General features: G+C 67.7%; 16 protein-coding genes. 11 read left to right on the top strand and 5 right to left on the bottom strand.

Going from position 1 to position 15,233, the window contains the following annotated elements:
- Positions 1–30: 30 nt before the first annotated feature.
- Positions 31–525, top strand: coding sequence for a hypothetical protein (locus A6B37_RS17620; protein WP_102774243.1), 495 nt, complete (start codon positions 31–33; stop codon positions 523–525).
- Positions 526–827: 302 nt separating this feature from the next.
- Complete coding sequence (locus tag A6B37_RS17615) at positions 828–1,148, top strand: virulence factor (RefSeq protein WP_102774242.1); 321 nt, start codon at positions 828–830, stop codon at positions 1,146–1,148.
- Positions 1,149–1,257: 109 nt separating this feature from the next.
- Here A6B37_RS17615 and A6B37_RS26100 read toward each other — a convergent pair whose 3' ends face one another.
- The 5 genes from A6B37_RS26100 to A6B37_RS17595 all read right to left on the bottom strand — a co-directional run bounded on the left by A6B37_RS26100 (position 1,258) and on the right by A6B37_RS17595 (position 5,452).
- Positions 1,258–1,416 (bottom strand): hypothetical protein, encoded by a 159-nt coding sequence (locus A6B37_RS26100; protein ID WP_168202239.1) that lies wholly within the window; start codon positions 1,414–1,416, stop codon positions 1,258–1,260.
- Positions 1,403–1,651 (bottom strand): hypothetical protein, encoded by a 249-nt coding sequence (locus tag A6B37_RS17610; RefSeq protein WP_102774241.1) that lies wholly within the window; start codon positions 1,649–1,651, stop codon positions 1,403–1,405. The genes A6B37_RS26100 and A6B37_RS17610 overlap by 14 nt, the downstream gene beginning before the upstream one ends.
- A gap of 221 nt (positions 1,652–1,872) precedes the next feature.
- Positions 1,873–3,219 (bottom strand): serine--tRNA ligase, encoded by a 1,347-nt coding sequence (gene serS, locus A6B37_RS17605; protein ID WP_102774240.1) that lies wholly within the window; start codon positions 3,217–3,219, stop codon positions 1,873–1,875.
- Between the two features lie 42 nt (positions 3,220–3,261).
- Positions 3,262–4,602: a replication-associated recombination protein A gene (locus A6B37_RS17600; protein WP_102774239.1), complete on the bottom strand. Its 1,341-nt coding sequence runs from the start codon at positions 4,600–4,602 to the stop codon at positions 3,262–3,264.
- Positions 4,603–4,660: 58 nt separating this feature from the next.
- Positions 4,661–5,452, bottom strand: coding sequence for a deaminated glutathione amidase (locus A6B37_RS17595; RefSeq protein ID WP_102774238.1), 792 nt, complete (start codon positions 5,450–5,452; stop codon positions 4,661–4,663).
- Between the two features lie 145 nt (positions 5,453–5,597).
- Here A6B37_RS17595 and A6B37_RS17590 point away from each other — a divergent pair, with 145 nt between their 5' ends.
- From A6B37_RS17590 to A6B37_RS17550, 9 genes are all read left to right on the top strand, one after another.
- Complete coding sequence (locus tag A6B37_RS17590; RefSeq protein ID WP_111826689.1) at positions 5,598–6,863, top strand: amino acid deaminase; 1,266 nt, start codon at positions 5,598–5,600, stop codon at positions 6,861–6,863.
- A gap of 73 nt (positions 6,864–6,936) precedes the next feature.
- Entirely contained in the window at positions 6,937–8,496 is a 1,560-nt protein-coding gene (locus A6B37_RS17585; RefSeq protein ID WP_102774237.1) for an ABC transporter substrate-binding protein, read from the top strand.
- An 81-nt stretch (positions 8,497–8,577) separates the two neighbouring features.
- Positions 8,578–9,519, top strand: a complete 942-nt coding sequence (locus A6B37_RS17580) for an ABC transporter permease (protein WP_111826688.1) — start codon at positions 8,578–8,580, stop codon at positions 9,517–9,519.
- A 6-nt stretch (positions 9,520–9,525) separates the two neighbouring features.
- Positions 9,526–10,395 carry an ABC transporter permease gene (locus A6B37_RS17575; RefSeq protein WP_111826488.1) on the top strand — a complete coding sequence of 290 codons (870 nt, stop codon included), beginning with the start codon at positions 9,526–9,528 and terminating at the stop codon, positions 10,393–10,395.
- Positions 10,396–10,397: 2 nt separating this feature from the next.
- Positions 10,398–11,405, top strand: a complete 1,008-nt coding sequence (locus A6B37_RS17570; RefSeq protein WP_102774235.1) for an ABC transporter ATP-binding protein — start codon at positions 10,398–10,400, stop codon at positions 11,403–11,405.
- Entirely contained in the window at positions 11,402–12,403 is a 1,002-nt protein-coding gene (locus A6B37_RS17565; protein ID WP_111826487.1) for an ABC transporter ATP-binding protein, read from the top strand. Before A6B37_RS17570 ends, A6B37_RS17565 begins: the two co-directional genes overlap by 4 nt.
- Before the next feature lie 13 nt (positions 12,404–12,416).
- On the top strand, positions 12,417–13,289 hold the full coding sequence (locus tag A6B37_RS17560; protein WP_111826486.1) for a MurR/RpiR family transcriptional regulator: 873 nt from the start codon (positions 12,417–12,419) through the stop codon (positions 13,287–13,289).
- A gap of 13 nt (positions 13,290–13,302) precedes the next feature.
- The gene (locus tag A6B37_RS17555) at positions 13,303–14,757 is read left to right on the top strand and encodes a D-aminoacylase (RefSeq protein ID WP_102774232.1); all 1,455 of its coding nucleotides are present in this window, start codon (positions 13,303–13,305) and stop codon (positions 14,755–14,757) included.
- 29 nt (positions 14,758–14,786) lie between these two features.
- Positions 14,787–15,203 carry a RidA family protein gene (locus A6B37_RS17550; protein WP_102774231.1) on the top strand — a complete coding sequence of 139 codons (417 nt, stop codon included), beginning with the start codon at positions 14,787–14,789 and terminating at the stop codon, positions 15,201–15,203.
- The last annotated feature ends 30 nt before the right edge of the window (positions 15,204–15,233 follow it).

Here is a 15,233-nt window from a genome sequence, read left to right as displayed (position 1 = left end):
TGCCTTGATCGTGAGAGGAACCGCGAGTGTATGAAAAGGCAATCTCTTCAATTCAGCGAACCGCTTAAACAGGCTGTATTGAACGGCGATAAAGTACAGAGCCGGCGTATCTTGAAACCGCAGCCTACCAAACCGACTACCGTCTGGTATGCCGACGCGTCGGATTCCGGAAGATGGGTGGCCATGGGGCCGTCCGTGGATAATCCCGCCGAGCTGCGGAAAACTTCCAGCTGGGTCCGATGTCCGTACGGAAAATCGGGCGAAAGCATTCTCCTGACCGACGAGGCCGGCAATCCGTTCACGTCGGCCGTGATCGTGGGCGTGCGCATCCAGCGGCTGCAAAACCTGTCCGACGCCGACGCCCGGGCCGAAGGCATCCCGGCGCTCTACCAATCCTCGTCGCTATTGCCCGGGGTGCCGCTGCAGACCGCCTTCGCCCTGACCTGGTGCGAACGCTACGGCGCCCACGCCTGGGCCGCCAATCCCTGGGTCTGGGTGGTCGAATTCCGCTGCCAGCAGGCCTGACGGCCGCGGCAATGGCGCATTCCTGCAACACCCGCGCGCGAAATCGCCCGCCGATCGTGACCGCCTGTAACCGTGGCACCCCACTACACCGCATTCCAGCCGATTTCAATCGATTTCATCATCCGTTTCACCATAGCGGGCGACGGCTGCTGCAGGGCAGCAAGGCGGGGAACGGGGGTTGGGGGACGGTTGCGGATTGTCGCGATTGAGGCCGGCTCGCTTACCAATGGCCGGCGAAAAAGCCGGAAAATAGGCTCAACGAATACTCAACTTTGCTGCGTCATGCAGCAGGCAGGTGCAACATGAAAAAATGGCTTATCGCTGGTGCCGGTGCTGCGGGTCTGCTGATCTCGAGCGCCGCCTTGGCCCGGGTGGACGTGGGCATTTCCATCGGCGTGCCCGGGGTGGTTTTCCCGGCGCCGGTCTACGTGGCGCCCCAGCCGGTGTACGTGCCGCCGCCGCCCCCGGTCTATTACCGTCCGGCGCCGGTATACGTCGCGCCTCCGGTAGTCTATCCGGCGCCGGTCTATTATCGCGGCGGCCGCTACTACGACCGCGGCGGTTACTATCGCCACGGCGGCTACAAGCATCACCATCGCGGCCGCGGACACGACCGCGACTGATCGGACGCCAGCGCCGGAAATACCAAGGCCACTCTCGCGAGTGGCCTTTTTTTGCCGCGGAAATAGCCGCGGCGTTCGGGGCATGTCCGGTGCCCCCGGGGAACTGCCTTCAGGCCGCCGGGGCCTGCGCGGGTTTGGCCGCCAGCGCGGGCGGCTGCTGCGGCGCCTGGCCGGTTTTGCCGTCGGCCCAGCGGGGCGATTCCTGGACGAGGTCGATCCATCGGCGCGGCGTACTCGACGCCCGCCACCAGCCATTATGCGGACGCATGAGCAAACTCCGGTTCACCGTTGAAACGCACGCCATTGATGCCCTGGAACAACTGCTGGCTCTGCTGCTCGGCCTCTTGCAGGTTGGCGAAAGGCGCCTGCCCCGGGACGGTCCAGCATTTTTCCGGCGCAGTGCCGCCGATGCGGCGAGTCCATATCTGCACGCGGTAGCCCTGTTCGTCTTCACGGGCCACGGAGCATCTCACACGAAAATCTCCAATCATTCTTGAAGTCATGGACAACTCCTTTTTATTTAAGTGAATGAAGCGTGTCGAACACATTGCGTATTGTGCCTCAACTATCCGGCCCTTTTATTGCAATACACAACTGTTCACATCAAAATCAGCCACCAGCGCCGCCAGGTTAATGTCCGGCGGCGACAGGAATATGTCCACATAATAAAAAAAAAACGGAGCCCGCAGACTCCGCCTTTTTATCCTCCAAACGGTGGATGGACCTAAGGTTTCAAGACCGTCAGGCCGCCCATATAAGGCTGCAGGGCCTCGGGCACCAGCACGCTGCCGTCGGCCTGCTGGCAGTTTTCCAGCACCGCCACCAGCGTGCGGCCCACCGCCAGGCCGGAACCGTTGAGCGTGTGCACGTATTCCGGCTTGCCCTGGGCGTTGCGGAAACGCGCCTGCATGCGGCGGGCCTGGAAGGTCTCGCAATTGGAGACCGAAGAAATCTCGCGCCAGGTGTTCTGGGCCGGCAGCCACACTTCCAGGTCGTAGGTCTTGGCCGCGCCGAAGCCCATGTCGCCGGTGCACAGCAGCATCACGCGGTACGGCAGGCCCAGCAGCTGCAGCACGCGCTCGGCGTGGCCGACCATCTCTTCGAGCGCCTCGTACGATTGGTCCGGATGCGTTATCTGCACCATTTCGACCTTGTCGAACTGGTGCTGGCGGATCATGCCGCGCGTATCGCGCCCGCCGCTGCCGGCTTCGGAACGGAAGCACGGCGTGTGGGCGGTGAGCTTGAGCGGCAGGTCGGCCGCGGCCTGGATGGTATCCCGCGCCACGCTGGTCAGCGTGATTTCGGAAGTGGAGATCAGGTACTGGTCTTCGCGCACATAGGGCTTGCCCTGTTCATCCTGTTTCGGATCGTCGTCGCCGCCGCCCTTGGACACGGCGAACATGTCGTCCTTGAACTTGGGCAGCTGGCCCGTGCCGTAAAGCGTCGAGGCGTTGACGATGTACGGCGTGTAGCACTCGGTGTAGCCGTGCGTGCCCGTTTGCAGGTCCAGCATGAACTGCGCCAGCGCGCGGTGCAGGCGCGCGATGGGGCCGCGCATGAACGAAAAACGGGCGCCCGACAGCTTGGCGGCCGTATCGAAATCCAGCCCCAGCGGCTCGCCCACGGCGACGTGGTCGCGCGCCTCGAACGGCAGGGCCGGCGGATTGCCATCGGCGCCGGCCGGGCCGGGCAGCCAGCGCCGCACCTCGACGTTGTCGTCGGCCGACTCGCCTTGCGGCACGCTGGCGTGCGGCAGGTTGGGCACCGACATCAGCAGATCGTTGAGCGGCTGCTGCAGCGCGGCCAGTTCTTCTTCCAGCTGCTTCAGGCGCACCGGCACGGCCTGCGACTCGGCCATGACGGCGCTGGCGTCCTCGCCCTTGGCCTTGAGCTGGCCGATCTGCTTGGCCAGCGCGTTGCGGCGGGCTTGCAGGGATTCGGTTTCGGTCTGGACGGCCTTGCGGCGGGATTCCAGGTCGTTGAACCGTTCCGTGTCGAAGGACACGCCGCGGGTCTTGAGGCGGTCTACGACGGTTTGCAGGTCTTTGCGCAGCAGTATCGGGTCTAGCATGGTTTGGTCGGTGAGGTTGCGAGAGACAACGGGCGCGGCCCGTTAGCGTTTCCTGGCACGTTCCTGCGCGTCCAGCTCACGCAGGAATGCCAGCTTTTGCTGGATTTTAGCCTCCAGGCCGCGATCGGTCGGCCGATAGAAGGAGGGATTCAGTCCATCCGGGAAATATTGCTCGGCGGCGGCGTAGCCGTGGGGCTCGTCGTGCGCGTAGCGGTAGGCCTTGCCGTGGCCCAGCTGCTTCATCAGCTTGGTGGGCGCGTTGCGCAGGTGGATGGGCACCGGCGCGCTGCCGTGCTCGGCGGCGAACTTGCGCGCCTGGTTGTAGGCGTTGTAGACGGCGTTGGACTTGGCCGCGCAGGCCATGTAGACCACCGCCTGCGCCAGCGCCAGTTCGCCTTCCGGCGAGCCCAGCCGCTCGTAGATGTCGGCGCCGTTGACGGCCAGGTCGGTGGCGCGCGGATCGGCCAGGCCGATGTCTTCGACCGCCATGCGCACCAGGCGGCGGGCCAGGTATTTCGGATCGGCGCCGCCGTCGATCATGCGGCAGAACCAGTACAGCGCGGCGTCCGGATTGGAGCCGCGCACCGATTTGTGCAGGGCGCTGATCTGGTCGTAGAACGCGTCGCCGCCCTTGTCGAAGCGGCGCAGGTTCTGCGACAGCGAAATCTCCAGCCAGGCCGCGTCCACGCTGTCGCGGCCGGCCGACTGGGCGGATTCCGCCACCACTTCCACCGCGCTGATCAGGCGGCGCGCGTCGCCATCGGCCCAGGCCGCCAGCTGTTCGCGCGCGTCGGGCTCGATGCGGATGGTCTCGCCGGGCTCGCGGCCGTCGTTCAGCGCCTGCTCGGCGCGGTCGACCAGCAGTTGCAGTTCTTCGGCCGTCAGCGATTGCAGCACGTAGACGCGGGCGCGCGACAGCAGCGCCGAGTTGACCTCGAACGAGGGATTTTCCGTGGTGGCGCCGATGAAGGTGAACAGCCCGCTTTCCACATAGGGCAGGAAGGCGTCCTGCTGCGACTTGTTGAAGCGGTGCACCTCGTCGACGAACAGGATGGTGCGGCGGCCCTGACCCTGCGCCACCTGCGCGACCGTGACCGCGTCGCGGATGTCCTTGACGCCGCCCAGCACCGCCGAGATGGCGATGAACTGCGCGTCGAAACCGTCGGCCATGAGGCGCGCCAGCGTGGTCTTGCCCACGCCGGGCGGCCCCCAGAAGATCATGGAGTGCGGGCGGCCGGATTCGAAAGCCACGCGCAGCGGCTTGTCCGGACCCAGCAGGTGCGACTGCCCCACCACGTCGGACAGGGTGCGCGGGCGCAGCCGTTCGGCCAGGGGCACATAGGGCCGATGCGCGGGATCGGCCGCAAAGAGATCATTGCTCATTGGCAGCAGATGGGGGGAGAAAGCGAATAATCAATCCAGCATTACACCATGCCGCGCCCTAGGCCAACTGCGGCGGCGCGAAGCGGCGGTTGGCCAGCGCCGGCAGCACCTTGCGCGCGTGCGCCAGGCGCTCGGGATCGATGTCGGCGTACACCAGCGCCGGCGCCTCGCCCGCGCGCGCCGTCACCACGCCCAGCGGGTCCACCACCATGCTGCAGCCGATGTTGCGCTCGCCGCATTCGCCGGTGGCGGCCACGTAGCAGGTGTTCTCCAGCGCGCGCGCCGTGACCAGCACTTCCCAGTGCTTTTCCTTCAAGGGGCCGCGCACCCAGGCGGCCGGCAGGACCAGCAGGTCGGCGCCGTCCAGCGCCAGGCGGCGCGCCAATTCGGGAAAGCGCACGTCGTAGCAGGTCATCAGGCCGACGCGCAGCCCGCCTATGTCGAGCAGGGGCGGGATCTCATCGCCGGCGGTGACGTTGGTGGATTCCTTCATGGTGAAGGCGTCGTACAGATGCAGCTTGCGGTACTGCGACAGGATGCGGCCGTCCTGCAGGGTGACCAGCGTATTCCAGACCCGCCCTTCTCCGGTCGGGACGTGCACGCACATCATGGTCGCCAGCGGCGATCCGCGGCTGGCCTCCAGCAGCTTGCCGATGAAGGGGCCGTCCAGCGGCTGCGCGGCCTTCAGGACGATCTGCGGATCGGTGATGTCGCGCGCCAGCACGCCCTCGGGCAGCACCAGCAGCCCGGCCCCGCCGGCGCGGGCGCGTTCCATCAGGTCGATGCAGACCTGCGCGTTTTCTTCCCAGACGCGGCTGACGGCGAACTGGCCCAAAGCGACTTTCAGCATGACGTTTCCTTTTCCTGAGACCGAGCGTTCGTTCCATTGTCGCGCCGCCGCGCACTACGGGAAACTCCTAGCTGCCGCTTGTAAATTTCTTTCAGGATAATGAAAAAAATCCGATTTGACGGTAAATATTTTCCAGGAAGCCGCCATGACGCCCTCCTCCTCCCCCGCCCCGCTGGACCCGAACGGCAAAGGCCTGGGCGCCTTCCCCGAATCCTGTGACGCCGCCGGCGTGGCCGGGCTGCAATGGAATCTGCTGCGCGAGGACGTCAGCCTGCCGGTGGCCGTGCTGTACGAATCGCGGGTGCGGCACAACCTGCAATGGATGCAGCGCTTCATGGAGGCCTACAAGGTCAAGCTGGCGCCGCACGGCAAGACCACCATGAGTCCGGCCCTGTTCCAGCGCCAGATCGACGGCGGCGCCTGGGGCATCACGCTGGCCACGGCGCCGCAGACGCTGGCCGCCTACCGCCACGGCATCCGCCGCGTGCTGATGGCCAACCAGCTGGTGGGCCGCGCCAACATGGCCATCATCGCGCGGCTCCTGCGCGATCCGTCCTTCACCTACTTCTGCATCGTGGACTCGCCCGCCAACGCCGCCCAGCTGGGCGCCTATTTCGGCGAGCAGGGCCTGGTGCTGCCGGTGCTGATCGAGCTGGGCCCGGCCGGCGGGCGCACCGGCGTGCGCGACGAGGCGCAGCTGCAGGCCGTGGCCGACGAGATCGCGCGCTGGCCCGGCCTGGCGCTGGCCGGCATCGAGGTCTACGAAGGCGTGCTGCAGGAAGAAAGCGCCATCCGCGCCTTCCTGCGCCGCGCCACCGGCGCGCTCGGCGAACTGGCGGCCGCCGGCCGGCTGCGCAGGAACGGTCCCGCCCTGATCTCGGGCGCGGGCTCGGCCTGGTTCGACGTGGTGGCCGAGGAATTCTCGCAGGTCGATATCGGCGCGCCGCTGGAAATCGTGCTGCGCCCCGGCTGCTACCTGTCGCACGACGTGGGCATCTACCGCTCGGCGGCCGAGCGCATCAACGCCAACAATCCGGTGGCCCGCGGCATGGAACCCGGCCTGCAGCCGGCGCTGCAGGTCTGGGCCTATGTGCAATCGCTGCCCGAACCGGGCCGCGCCATCGTCGCGCTGGGCAAGCGCGACGCCGCCTTCGACGCCGGCCTGCCCACGCCCGCCCTGCGCTACCGCCCCGGCGCGCAGGCCCCGGACGCCGCGCCCGCGCACTGGAAGCTGACCGCCATGATGGACCAGCACGCTTTCATGCAGATCGGCGCGGACGACGACATCCAGGTCGGCGACATGATCGCCTTCGACATCTCCCACCCCTGCCTGACTTTCGACAAGTGGCGCCAGGTGCTGCTGGTCGACGAACACTACGGCGTCATCGACGTGGCCGCGACTTTCTTCTGACCTCCCGCGCCCCTCGCGGGGCAATCCCGATCCGCACGCGACATTCTGTTTTCTACCCTCTGGAGAGAGCATCATGAACTTCCGCACCTCCCCGCGAGGCGGCAGGCTCAATAGCCTGCTGCTGGCCGGCGCAATTGGTTTGACCGCATTGTCGTCCCCCGCCCTGAGTGCCGCGCCGGTCAAGGGAGGCACGATTTCGGTGGCCACCGTCGGCGAGCCGCCGACGCTGGACCCGATGACCAGCACGGCCGACCTGGTGGGCATCCTGACGCAGCATTTCTTCGAAACGCTGTACACCTTCGACGCCAAATGGAACCTGACGCCGCTGCTGGCCGACAAGATGCCCGAGGTGTCGCCCGACGGGCTGGTCTACACCATTCCCCTGCGCCAGGGCATCACTTTCCATGACGGCTCCAGGATGGATTCGGCCGACGTGACGGCCTCGCTCAAGCGCTGGACCGAAACCGCCACGCGCGGCAAGATGGCCGCCAAGATCATCAGCGCCATCGAGGCGCCGGACGCCAACACCGTCCGCATCACGCTCAAGCAGCCCTATGCGCCGCTGACCGCGCTGCTGGCGATGAACAACAGCGCCGCCATCATCATGCCCAAGGGCAAGATCGCGCCCGCCCTGACCGAGTTCGTCGGCACCGGCCCCTATCAGCTGAAGGCGCGCGTGCCCGACCAGTACATCCAGCTGGTCCGCTTCGAAGGCTACAAGCAGCGCGATGGCGAGCCCGACGGCTACGGCGGCGCGCGCAAGCAATACCTGGACGAAATCCGCTTCGTGCCGGTCAGCAACGCCAATACCCGCGTCGAAAGCGCGGTGGCCGGCCAGTTCGACTATGTCGACGCCCTGCCGGTGGAGTCGCTGCCCAAGCTCAAGAACGGCCGTTCCGATCCGGTCATGCTCAAGCCTTTCGGCTGGCCCCGGCTGGTGCTCAACACCAAGCAGGGCATCATGTCCAATCTGGCCGTGCGCCAGGCGGTGCAGCTCGCGCTGAACGAAGAGGACATGCTGTACGCCGCGTTCGGCAACAAGGATTTCTACAAGCTCAACGGCGACCTGTATCCCGAAGGCTTCCCGTGGGCCACCTCGCTGGGCGGCAAGGTCTACAACAAGGGCGACGCCGCCGCGGCCAAGAAGCTGGTGGACGGCGCGCAGGTGCAGGACCGCAAGATCCGCATCCTGACCAGCCAGCAGTACGAGTTCCACTACAAGATGGCGCTGGTGGCCGCCGAATACCTGAAGGCCGCCGGCTTCACGGTGGACATGCAGGTGGTGGACTGGGCCACGCTGACCCAGCGCCGCCAGGACCCGGCGCTGTGGGACATCTTCATTACCCACAGCCCGTTCCTGCCCGAGCCCGCGCTGATCGACTTCCCGTCCAAGGACGCGCCGGGCTGGTGGGACACGCCGCGCCGCAACCAGGTGCTGGATGCCTTCAACCAGGCCCGCACGCAGGAAGAACGCGTCAAGCGCTGGGCCGACGTGCAGCAGGCGGTGTATGACGAGGTGCCTTTCATCAAGGTCGGCGACTTCAATGCGCAGGCCGCGCGCTCGCCGTCGCTGCAAGGGACCCGGGCCGTGCCGTGGCCGTACTTCTGGAATGCGTGGAAGGCGGCGAAGTAATGGTTTGAGGGCGCGGGGGGCATGGCGGTTCGCGCCGCCCTCCACGTCCTTCGGCGTTCCAATTTTTTCGGGGCTTTCATCGTGTTGCGCTATCTCTTGAACCGGCTGGTCGGGCTGGTGGCCGTGATGTTCATCGTCGCGACCATCGTGTTCGTGATCATCCGCATCACGCCGGGCGATCCCGCCGCGGTGATGCTGGGCCCGCAGGCCAGCCAGCAGGACATCGCCGCGCTGCGCGCGCAGCTGGGGCTGGACCAGCCCATGGCGGTGCAGTACCTGTCGTGGCTGGGCAAGCTGGCCCAGGGCGACCTGGGCCAGTCCATCTTCATGAACAAGCCGGTGCTGGCGGCGCTGGCCGACCGCGCCGAACCCACGCTGCTGCTGACGCTGCTGTCGCTGCTGATCGCCAGCGCCATCGCGCTGCCGGTGGGGATACTGTCGGCGGTCAAGCGCGGCACCACGCTGGACCAGTCGGTGCTGTCGTTCTCGATGTTCACCTCCAGCGTGCCCAGCTTCTGGCTGGGGCTGCTGCTGATGCAGTTGTTCTCGGTGAAGCTGGGCTGGCTGCCGGTGGCCGGCTACGGCGGCCCGGACGCCTCGCTCGCCACGCGCATGTCGCACCTGATCCTGCCGGCGGTGGTGCTGGGCCTGGTGAACTCGGCGCTGATCACCCGCTTCATCCGCGCCAGCATGCTGGACGTGCTGCGCGACGACTACGTGCGCACCGCGCGCGCCAAGGGCCTGCCCGAGCGCAAGGTGATCCTCAAGCACGCCGTGCGCAACGCGCTGATCCCGATCCTGACGGTGCTGGGCCTGACCACCGCCTTGCTGATCAGCGGCGCGGTCGTGACCGAGACCGTGTTCGGCCTGCCCGGCGTGGGCAGCCTGGTGGTGTCGGCGGTGCTGCGCCGCGACTACCCCGTCATCCAGGGCGCGCTGCTGATCATCGCGGCCATCTACGTCCTGATCAATCTTTTCATCGACCTGCTGTACCTGCTGGTCGATCCTCGAGTGCGTTACTGATCTGATATGGCTATCGCAACTTCCCCGAATTCCGGCGCCGACCGCTGGCAGGTGCTGCGCCTGCTCGTGGCGCGCAAGACGGTGCTGGTGAGCCTGGTCGTCATCGCCGTGCTGGTGGCCGCGGCGCTGCTGGCGCCGTGGGTCAGCCCCTACGATCCGTTCAAGCTGTCCATCATGAACCGGCTGAAGGCGCCGGGCGCGGCGCACTGGTTCGGCACCGACGATTTCGGCCGCGACGTGTTCAGCCGCGTCATCTACGGCGGCCGGCTGTCGCTGATGGTGGGCTTTTCCGTGGTGATCGTCTCCAGCATCCTGGGCATCGCGCTGGGCCTGGCCGCCGGTTTCTTCCGTTCGGCCGACAAGTTCGTCTCGCGGCTGATCGACGCCATGATGGCCTTTCCCGACATCCTGCTGGCGATCTCGCTGGTGGCCGCGCTCGGCCCCTCGCTGATCAACGTGGTGATCGCGCTGGGCATCGTCTATACGCCGCGCCTGGCCCGCATCGTGCGCGCCTCGACGCTGGTGATCCGCGAGCTGCCTTTCGTGGAAGCGGCGCGCGCGCTGGGCGTGCCGACCTGGCGCATCGTCACGGTGCACGTGCTGCGTAACCTGGTCTCGCCGCTGCTGGTGCAGGGCACTTTCATTTTCGCCTACGCCATCCTGGCCGAAGCCGGGCTGTCGTTTCTCGGCGTGGGCGTATCGCCCGACATTCCGACCTGGGGCACCATGATCAACGCCGGCCAGCAGTACATGGGCTCGGCCGACTGGATCATGATCTTCCCCGGCATCGCCATCGTGCTGTCCGTGCTGTCGCTGCAACTGGTGGGCGACGGGCTGCGCGACGTCCTCGATCCGCGCCTGCGCAAGGAGCTGTAATCATGACCGCAAGCACCCGAGACATCGTGCTTTCCGTGGAAGGCCTGCAGACCTGGTTCCACAGCCGCGACGGCGTCGCCAAGTCGGTCGACGGCGTGACCTTCGACCTGGCCCGCGGCGAGACGCTGGCCATCGTCGGCGAGTCGGGCTCCGGCAAGTCCGTGACCAGTCTTTCCATCATGGGCCTGTTGCCCAAGCCGGCCGGCCGCATCGAAGGCGGGCGCATCCTGTTTCGCGACCGCCAGGGCGCGCAGCACGATCTGGCCCGCGCTTCGGCGGCGACGCTGCGCCGCATCCGCGGCGCGGAGATCGCGATGATCTTCCAGGAGCCCATGACCAGCCTGAATCCGCTGTACACTGTGGGCGACCAGATCGCCGAAGCCGTGCTGCAGCATGAAGGCGGCTCGTACGCCGCGGCGCTCAAGCGCGCCCGCGAAATGCTGGAGCGCGTCGAAATCCCGGCCGCCGACCGGCGCGTCAAGGAGTATCCGCACCAGATGTCGGGCGGCATGCGCCAGCGCGTGATGATCGCGCTGGCCCTGGCCTGCAATCCGGCGGTGCTGATCGCCGACGAGCCCACCACCGCGCTGGACGTGACCGTGCAGGCGCAGATCCTGGACCTTCTGCGCCGGCTGCAGGCCGAGATGAACATGAGCATCCTGTTCATCACGCACAACCTGGGCGTGGTGGCCGAGATCGCGCATCGCGTGGCCGTGATGTACGCGGGCCGCGTGGTCGAGGACGCGGACGTCTACGACCTGTTCGAAAAGCCCAGCCACCCCTACACCCGCGGTCTGCTGTCCTGCATTCCCACCGCCGCGCTGCTGGCCTCGGGCGAGCGCCTGCGCGCCATTCCCGGCAACGTGCCCAGCGTGCTGTCGCTGCCGCCGGGCTGCACGTTCGCGCCGCGCTGCCCGCTGGCCGCCGACGACTGTCTGGCGGCCGTGCCCGAACTCGTGCCGGTGCAGAACGACCACCGCGCGCGCTGCATCAAGGTGAACCCGATATGACGAACCGACCGGCTCCCGTACGCACCGAAGCGCCGCTGGTGCAGATCCAGGACCTGAAGGTCCATTTCCCCACGTCGCAGGCGCGCCACGCGCCCGTGGTGCGCGCGGTCGACGGCGTCAGCTTCGACGTGCCGCGCAACACCATCGTCGGCCTGGTCGGCGAATCCGGCTCGGGCAAGACCACCACGGGCCGCGCGCTGCTGCGCCTGTTCGCCCCCACCGCCGGCCGCATCCTGTTCGACGGCGAGGACATCACCACGCTTTCCGAAAAACAGATGCTGCCGTGGCGCCGCCGCATGCAGATCGTGTTCCAGGACCCGTACGCCAGCCTCAATCCGCGCATGACCGTGGCCGAGATCCTGGGCGAGGCGCTGGACACCCACAAGCTGGCGCAGCACCGCCGCGCCGCCCGCATCGGCGAACTGCTGGAGCGCGTGGGGCTGAACGCCGACCACGCCCGCCGCTATCCGCACGAGTTCTCCGGCGGCCAGCGCCAGCGCATCGGCATCGCCCGCGCGCTGGCGGTGGAGCCGGACTTCATCGTGGCCGACGAGCCGGTCTCGGCCCTGGACGTGTCGGTGCAGGCGCAGGTGCTGAACCTGCTGCAGGATCTGCAGCGCGACCTGGGCCTGACCATGCTGTTCGTGGCCCATGACCTGGCGGTGGTGGACTACCTGTGCGACGAGGTCGTGGTGATGTACCTGGGCCGCGTGATGGAGCGCGGCCCGACCCGCGAGGTCTACGCCAGCCCCCGCCATCCCTACACCCGCGCGCTGCTGTCGGCCGCGCCCGTGCCCGATCCGCGCGCCCCGCGTTCGCGTATCCTGCTCAAGGGCGACATTCCCAGCCCGGTCGATCCGCCCTCCGGCTGCGTGTTCCGCACGCGCTGCCCGCACGCGATCGAGGCCTGCGCGACGACCGCCGTCCAGGCGGTCAACGTGGGCCCCGGCCATTACGCGGCCTGTTCGCGCCTCGACGATCCCGAGCTGGCCCGGTAAACCAGGAATCTCCATGAACATCATCCGCGACATCGTCTTCCAGATACGCAGCCGGCGCGACGCACTGAGCGTGACCGAGCGCAAGGTGGCCGACGCCATCCTGGACGACATCATCTGGAGCGCCAGCGCCACCGTCGACCAGTTGGCGGCCAAGGCCGGCGTCAGCATCGCCACCATCTCGCGCTTCGCCCGCACCGTCGGCTGCGACGATACGCGCGACCTGAAGATGAAGCTGGCCCAGGCCAGCACGGTCGGCAGCCGCTTCCTGGACCCGAGCGCGCCGGCCGAGGAAAGCACGTTCTACGCGCGCATCTACGGCGACATCGAAAGCACGCTGCGCGCCCATCTGCCGGTCTTCACCGAGCCGCTGTTCGAGGCCGCCGCCGCCAGGCTGGACGGCGCGCGCATGATCTACGTATTCGGCATGGGCGGCGCCTCGGCCATGCTGGCGCAGGAAGTGCAGTCGCGCCTGGTGCGGCTGGGCTATTCCATCGCGGTCTACAGCGACGCCGTGCTGCTGCGCATGGTGGCGGCCACGCTGGACGAGCGCGACGCGGTGCTGGTGCTGTCGGCTTCCGGCCTGACGCCGGAAATCGTGGGCGCGGCCCGCATCGTCAAGCAATACCGCGCGCGCCTGGTGGCCATCACGGACGCCACCTCCGAGCTGGCCGCGCTGGCCGACGTGGTGCTGCCGATCCGCACCGACGAAACCGATTTCATCTACAAGCCCTCGGCCTCGCGCTACGCCATGATGCTGGCCATCGACCTGCTCTCGACCGAGCTGGCCATGCTGAACCAGGAAGAAAACCGCGAACGCCTGCGCCGCATCAAGCTGGTGCTGGACGAACACCGGGGCGGCCCCAACCGCCTGCCGCTGGGCGATTGAACGGAAACACGAGATGTACGACACCCTCATCGGCAATGTGCAGGTCCTGGACGGCACCGGCGGCGCCGCCTACCGGGCCAGCGTGGCCCTGGACGGCGGACGCATCGCCGCCATCGGCGACTTGCCCGGCGCGCAGGCGCGCCAGCGCATCGACGGCGCCGGCCTGGCGCTGGCGCCCGGCTTCATCGACGTGCACACGCACGACGACACCAACGTCATCCGCACGCCCGGCATGCTGCCCAAGCTGTCGCAGGGCGTGACCACCGTGGTGGTGGGCAACTGCGGCATCAGCGCCTCGCCCGTGACCCTGCGCGGCGAACCGCCGGACCCGATGAACCTGCTGGGCGGGCGCGAAGACTTCAGCTACCCCAGCTTCGCCGACTACACCCGCGCCATCGAGGCCGCCGGCCCTGCCGTCAACGTGGCGGCGCTGGTGGGCCATACCGCCCTGCGCAGCAACCACATGGACCGGCTCGACCGGCCCGCCACGCATGCCGAAATCCTGGCGATGCGCGCGCAATTGCGCGACGCGCTGGCCCACGGCGCCATCGGCCTGAGCACCGGCCTGGCCTACGCTTCCGCCTTCGAGGCCGACACCGACGAAGTCAAGCTGCTGGCCGAGGCGCTGGACGAATTCGGCGCGCTCTACACCACCCACCTGCGCTCGGAATTCGCCGCCATCCTGGAAGCCATGCAGGAGGCCTACGACATCGCGCGCCATGCGCGCGTGCCGGTGGTGGTGTCGCACCTGAAATGCGCCGGCGCCGGCAACTGGGGCCGCACGCGCGAAGTGCTGTCCTCGCTGGAGAACGCCGGACGGCTGCAGCACGTGGGCTGCGACTGCTATCCCTATTCGGCCAGCTCGTCCACGCTGGATCTGAAGCAGGTCACCGACGAGTTCGACATCGACATCACCTGGTCCGTGCCGCATCCCGAGCAGGCCCGCCGCAAGCTGGCCGCCATCGCCGCCGACTGGGGCGTGAGCCTGCTGGAGGCGGCCGCGCGGCTGCAGCCGGCCGGCGCCGTCTACCACAACATGCACGAGGACGACGTGCGCCGCGTGCTGTCGCACCGGCTCACCATGGTGGGCTCGGACGGCCTGCCCAACGATCCCATGCCGCACCCGCGGCTGTGGGGCGCGTTTCCGCGCGTGCTGGGCCACTACAGCCGCGACGTGGGCCTGTTTCCGCTGGCCGAGGCGGTGCACAAGATGACCGGCCTGTCGGCGGCGCGCTTCGGCCTGGCCGAACGCGGCCTGCTGCGCGAGGGCTATCATGCCGATCTGGTGCTGTTCGATCCGGCCACGGTCATCGACCGCGCCACCTTCGACGCTCCGGTGCAGACCGCCGCCGGCATCGAGGCGGTGTGGGTCAACGGCGCGCTGTCGTACCGCCACGGCCAGCCCACCGGCGAGCGCGCCGGCCGCTGGCTGCCGCGCAACGGCGACCTGCGCAGGAATTTCGTTTAACCGCGCATCATCATTCCAAGGAGAAAGCCATGAGCAACGCTTCCACCGCCGACGACAACGGCATCAAGCGCTACGGAGTCGCCGGCGGCACCGGCCAGGGCGGCTCGCACATGCCGTTCGCCCGCGCGGTCGAGGCCGACGGCTGGCTGTACGTGTCCGGCCAGGTCCCGATGGAGCACGGCGAAGTCATCGAAGGCGGCATCGTCGCCCAGAGCCGCAAGGCCATCGAACAGGTGCTGGGCATCCTGCACGAAGCGGGCTACGGGCGCGAGCACGTGGTGCGCTGCGGCGTGTGGCTGGACGACGCGCGCGACTTCGCCTCGTTCAACAAGGTGTTCAGGGAGTACTTCGGCGACCATCCGCCGGCCCGCGCCTGCGTGCAGTCGTCGCTGGTGGTCGACGCCAAGGTCGAGGTGGATTGCGTGGCGTACAAGCGCGCCGGCTGACGAAAGGTCGTGGGTCGTGGGGCGCCGCGT

The sequence above is a fragment of the Achromobacter sp. HZ01 genome (assembly GCF_003267925.1).
Taxonomy (GTDB): Bacteria; Pseudomonadota; Gammaproteobacteria; order Burkholderiales; family Burkholderiaceae_B; genus Achromobacter; species Achromobacter pulmonis_A.
Note: the sequence above shows the minus strand (reverse complement) of the source record. Positions and strands in the feature narration are given on the sequence as shown.

What these genes read in the sequence shown, in the direction of transcription:
- A6B37_RS17560 (WP_111826486.1), top strand. Translation starts at nt 12,417, where the DNA reads ATGAACATCATCCGCGACATCGTCTTCCAGATACGCAGCCGGCGCGAC.
- A6B37_RS17570 (WP_102774235.1), top strand. Translation starts at nt 10,398, where the DNA reads ATGACCGCAAGCACCCGAGACATCGTGCTTTCCGTGGAAGGCCTGCAG.
- A6B37_RS17585 (WP_102774237.1), top strand. Translation starts at nt 6,937, where the DNA reads ATGAACTTCCGCACCTCCCCGCGAGGCGGCAGGCTCAATAGCCTGCTG.
- serS (WP_102774240.1), bottom strand. Translation starts at nt 3,219, where the DNA reads ATGCTAGACCCGATACTGCTGCGCAAAGACCTGCAAACCGTCGTAGAC.
- A6B37_RS17555 (WP_102774232.1), top strand. Translation starts at nt 13,303, where the DNA reads ATGTACGACACCCTCATCGGCAATGTGCAGGTCCTGGACGGCACCGGC.
- A6B37_RS17595 (WP_102774238.1), bottom strand. Translation starts at nt 5,452, where the DNA reads ATGCTGAAAGTCGCTTTGGGCCAGTTCGCCGTCAGCCGCGTCTGGGAA.
- A6B37_RS17615 (WP_102774242.1), top strand. Translation starts at nt 828, where the DNA reads ATGAAAAAATGGCTTATCGCTGGTGCCGGTGCTGCGGGTCTGCTGATC.
- A6B37_RS17565 (WP_111826487.1), top strand. Translation starts at nt 11,402, where the DNA reads ATGACGAACCGACCGGCTCCCGTACGCACCGAAGCGCCGCTGGTGCAG.
- A6B37_RS26100 (WP_168202239.1), bottom strand. Translation starts at nt 1,416, where the DNA reads ATGCGTCCGCATAATGGCTGGTGGCGGGCGTCGAGTACGCCGCGCCGA.
- A6B37_RS17620 (WP_102774243.1), top strand. Translation starts at nt 31, where the DNA reads ATGAAAAGGCAATCTCTTCAATTCAGCGAACCGCTTAAACAGGCTGTA.
- A6B37_RS17600 (WP_102774239.1), bottom strand. Translation starts at nt 4,602, where the DNA reads ATGAGCAATGATCTCTTTGCGGCCGATCCCGCGCATCGGCCCTATGTG.
- A6B37_RS17610 (WP_102774241.1), bottom strand. Translation starts at nt 1,651, where the DNA reads ATGACTTCAAGAATGATTGGAGATTTTCGTGTGAGATGCTCCGTGGCC.
- A6B37_RS17590 (WP_111826689.1), top strand. Translation starts at nt 5,598, where the DNA reads ATGACGCCCTCCTCCTCCCCCGCCCCGCTGGACCCGAACGGCAAAGGC.
- A6B37_RS17575 (WP_111826488.1), top strand. Translation starts at nt 9,526, where the DNA reads ATGGCTATCGCAACTTCCCCGAATTCCGGCGCCGACCGCTGGCAGGTG.
- A6B37_RS17550 (WP_102774231.1), top strand. Translation starts at nt 14,787, where the DNA reads ATGAGCAACGCTTCCACCGCCGACGACAACGGCATCAAGCGCTACGGA.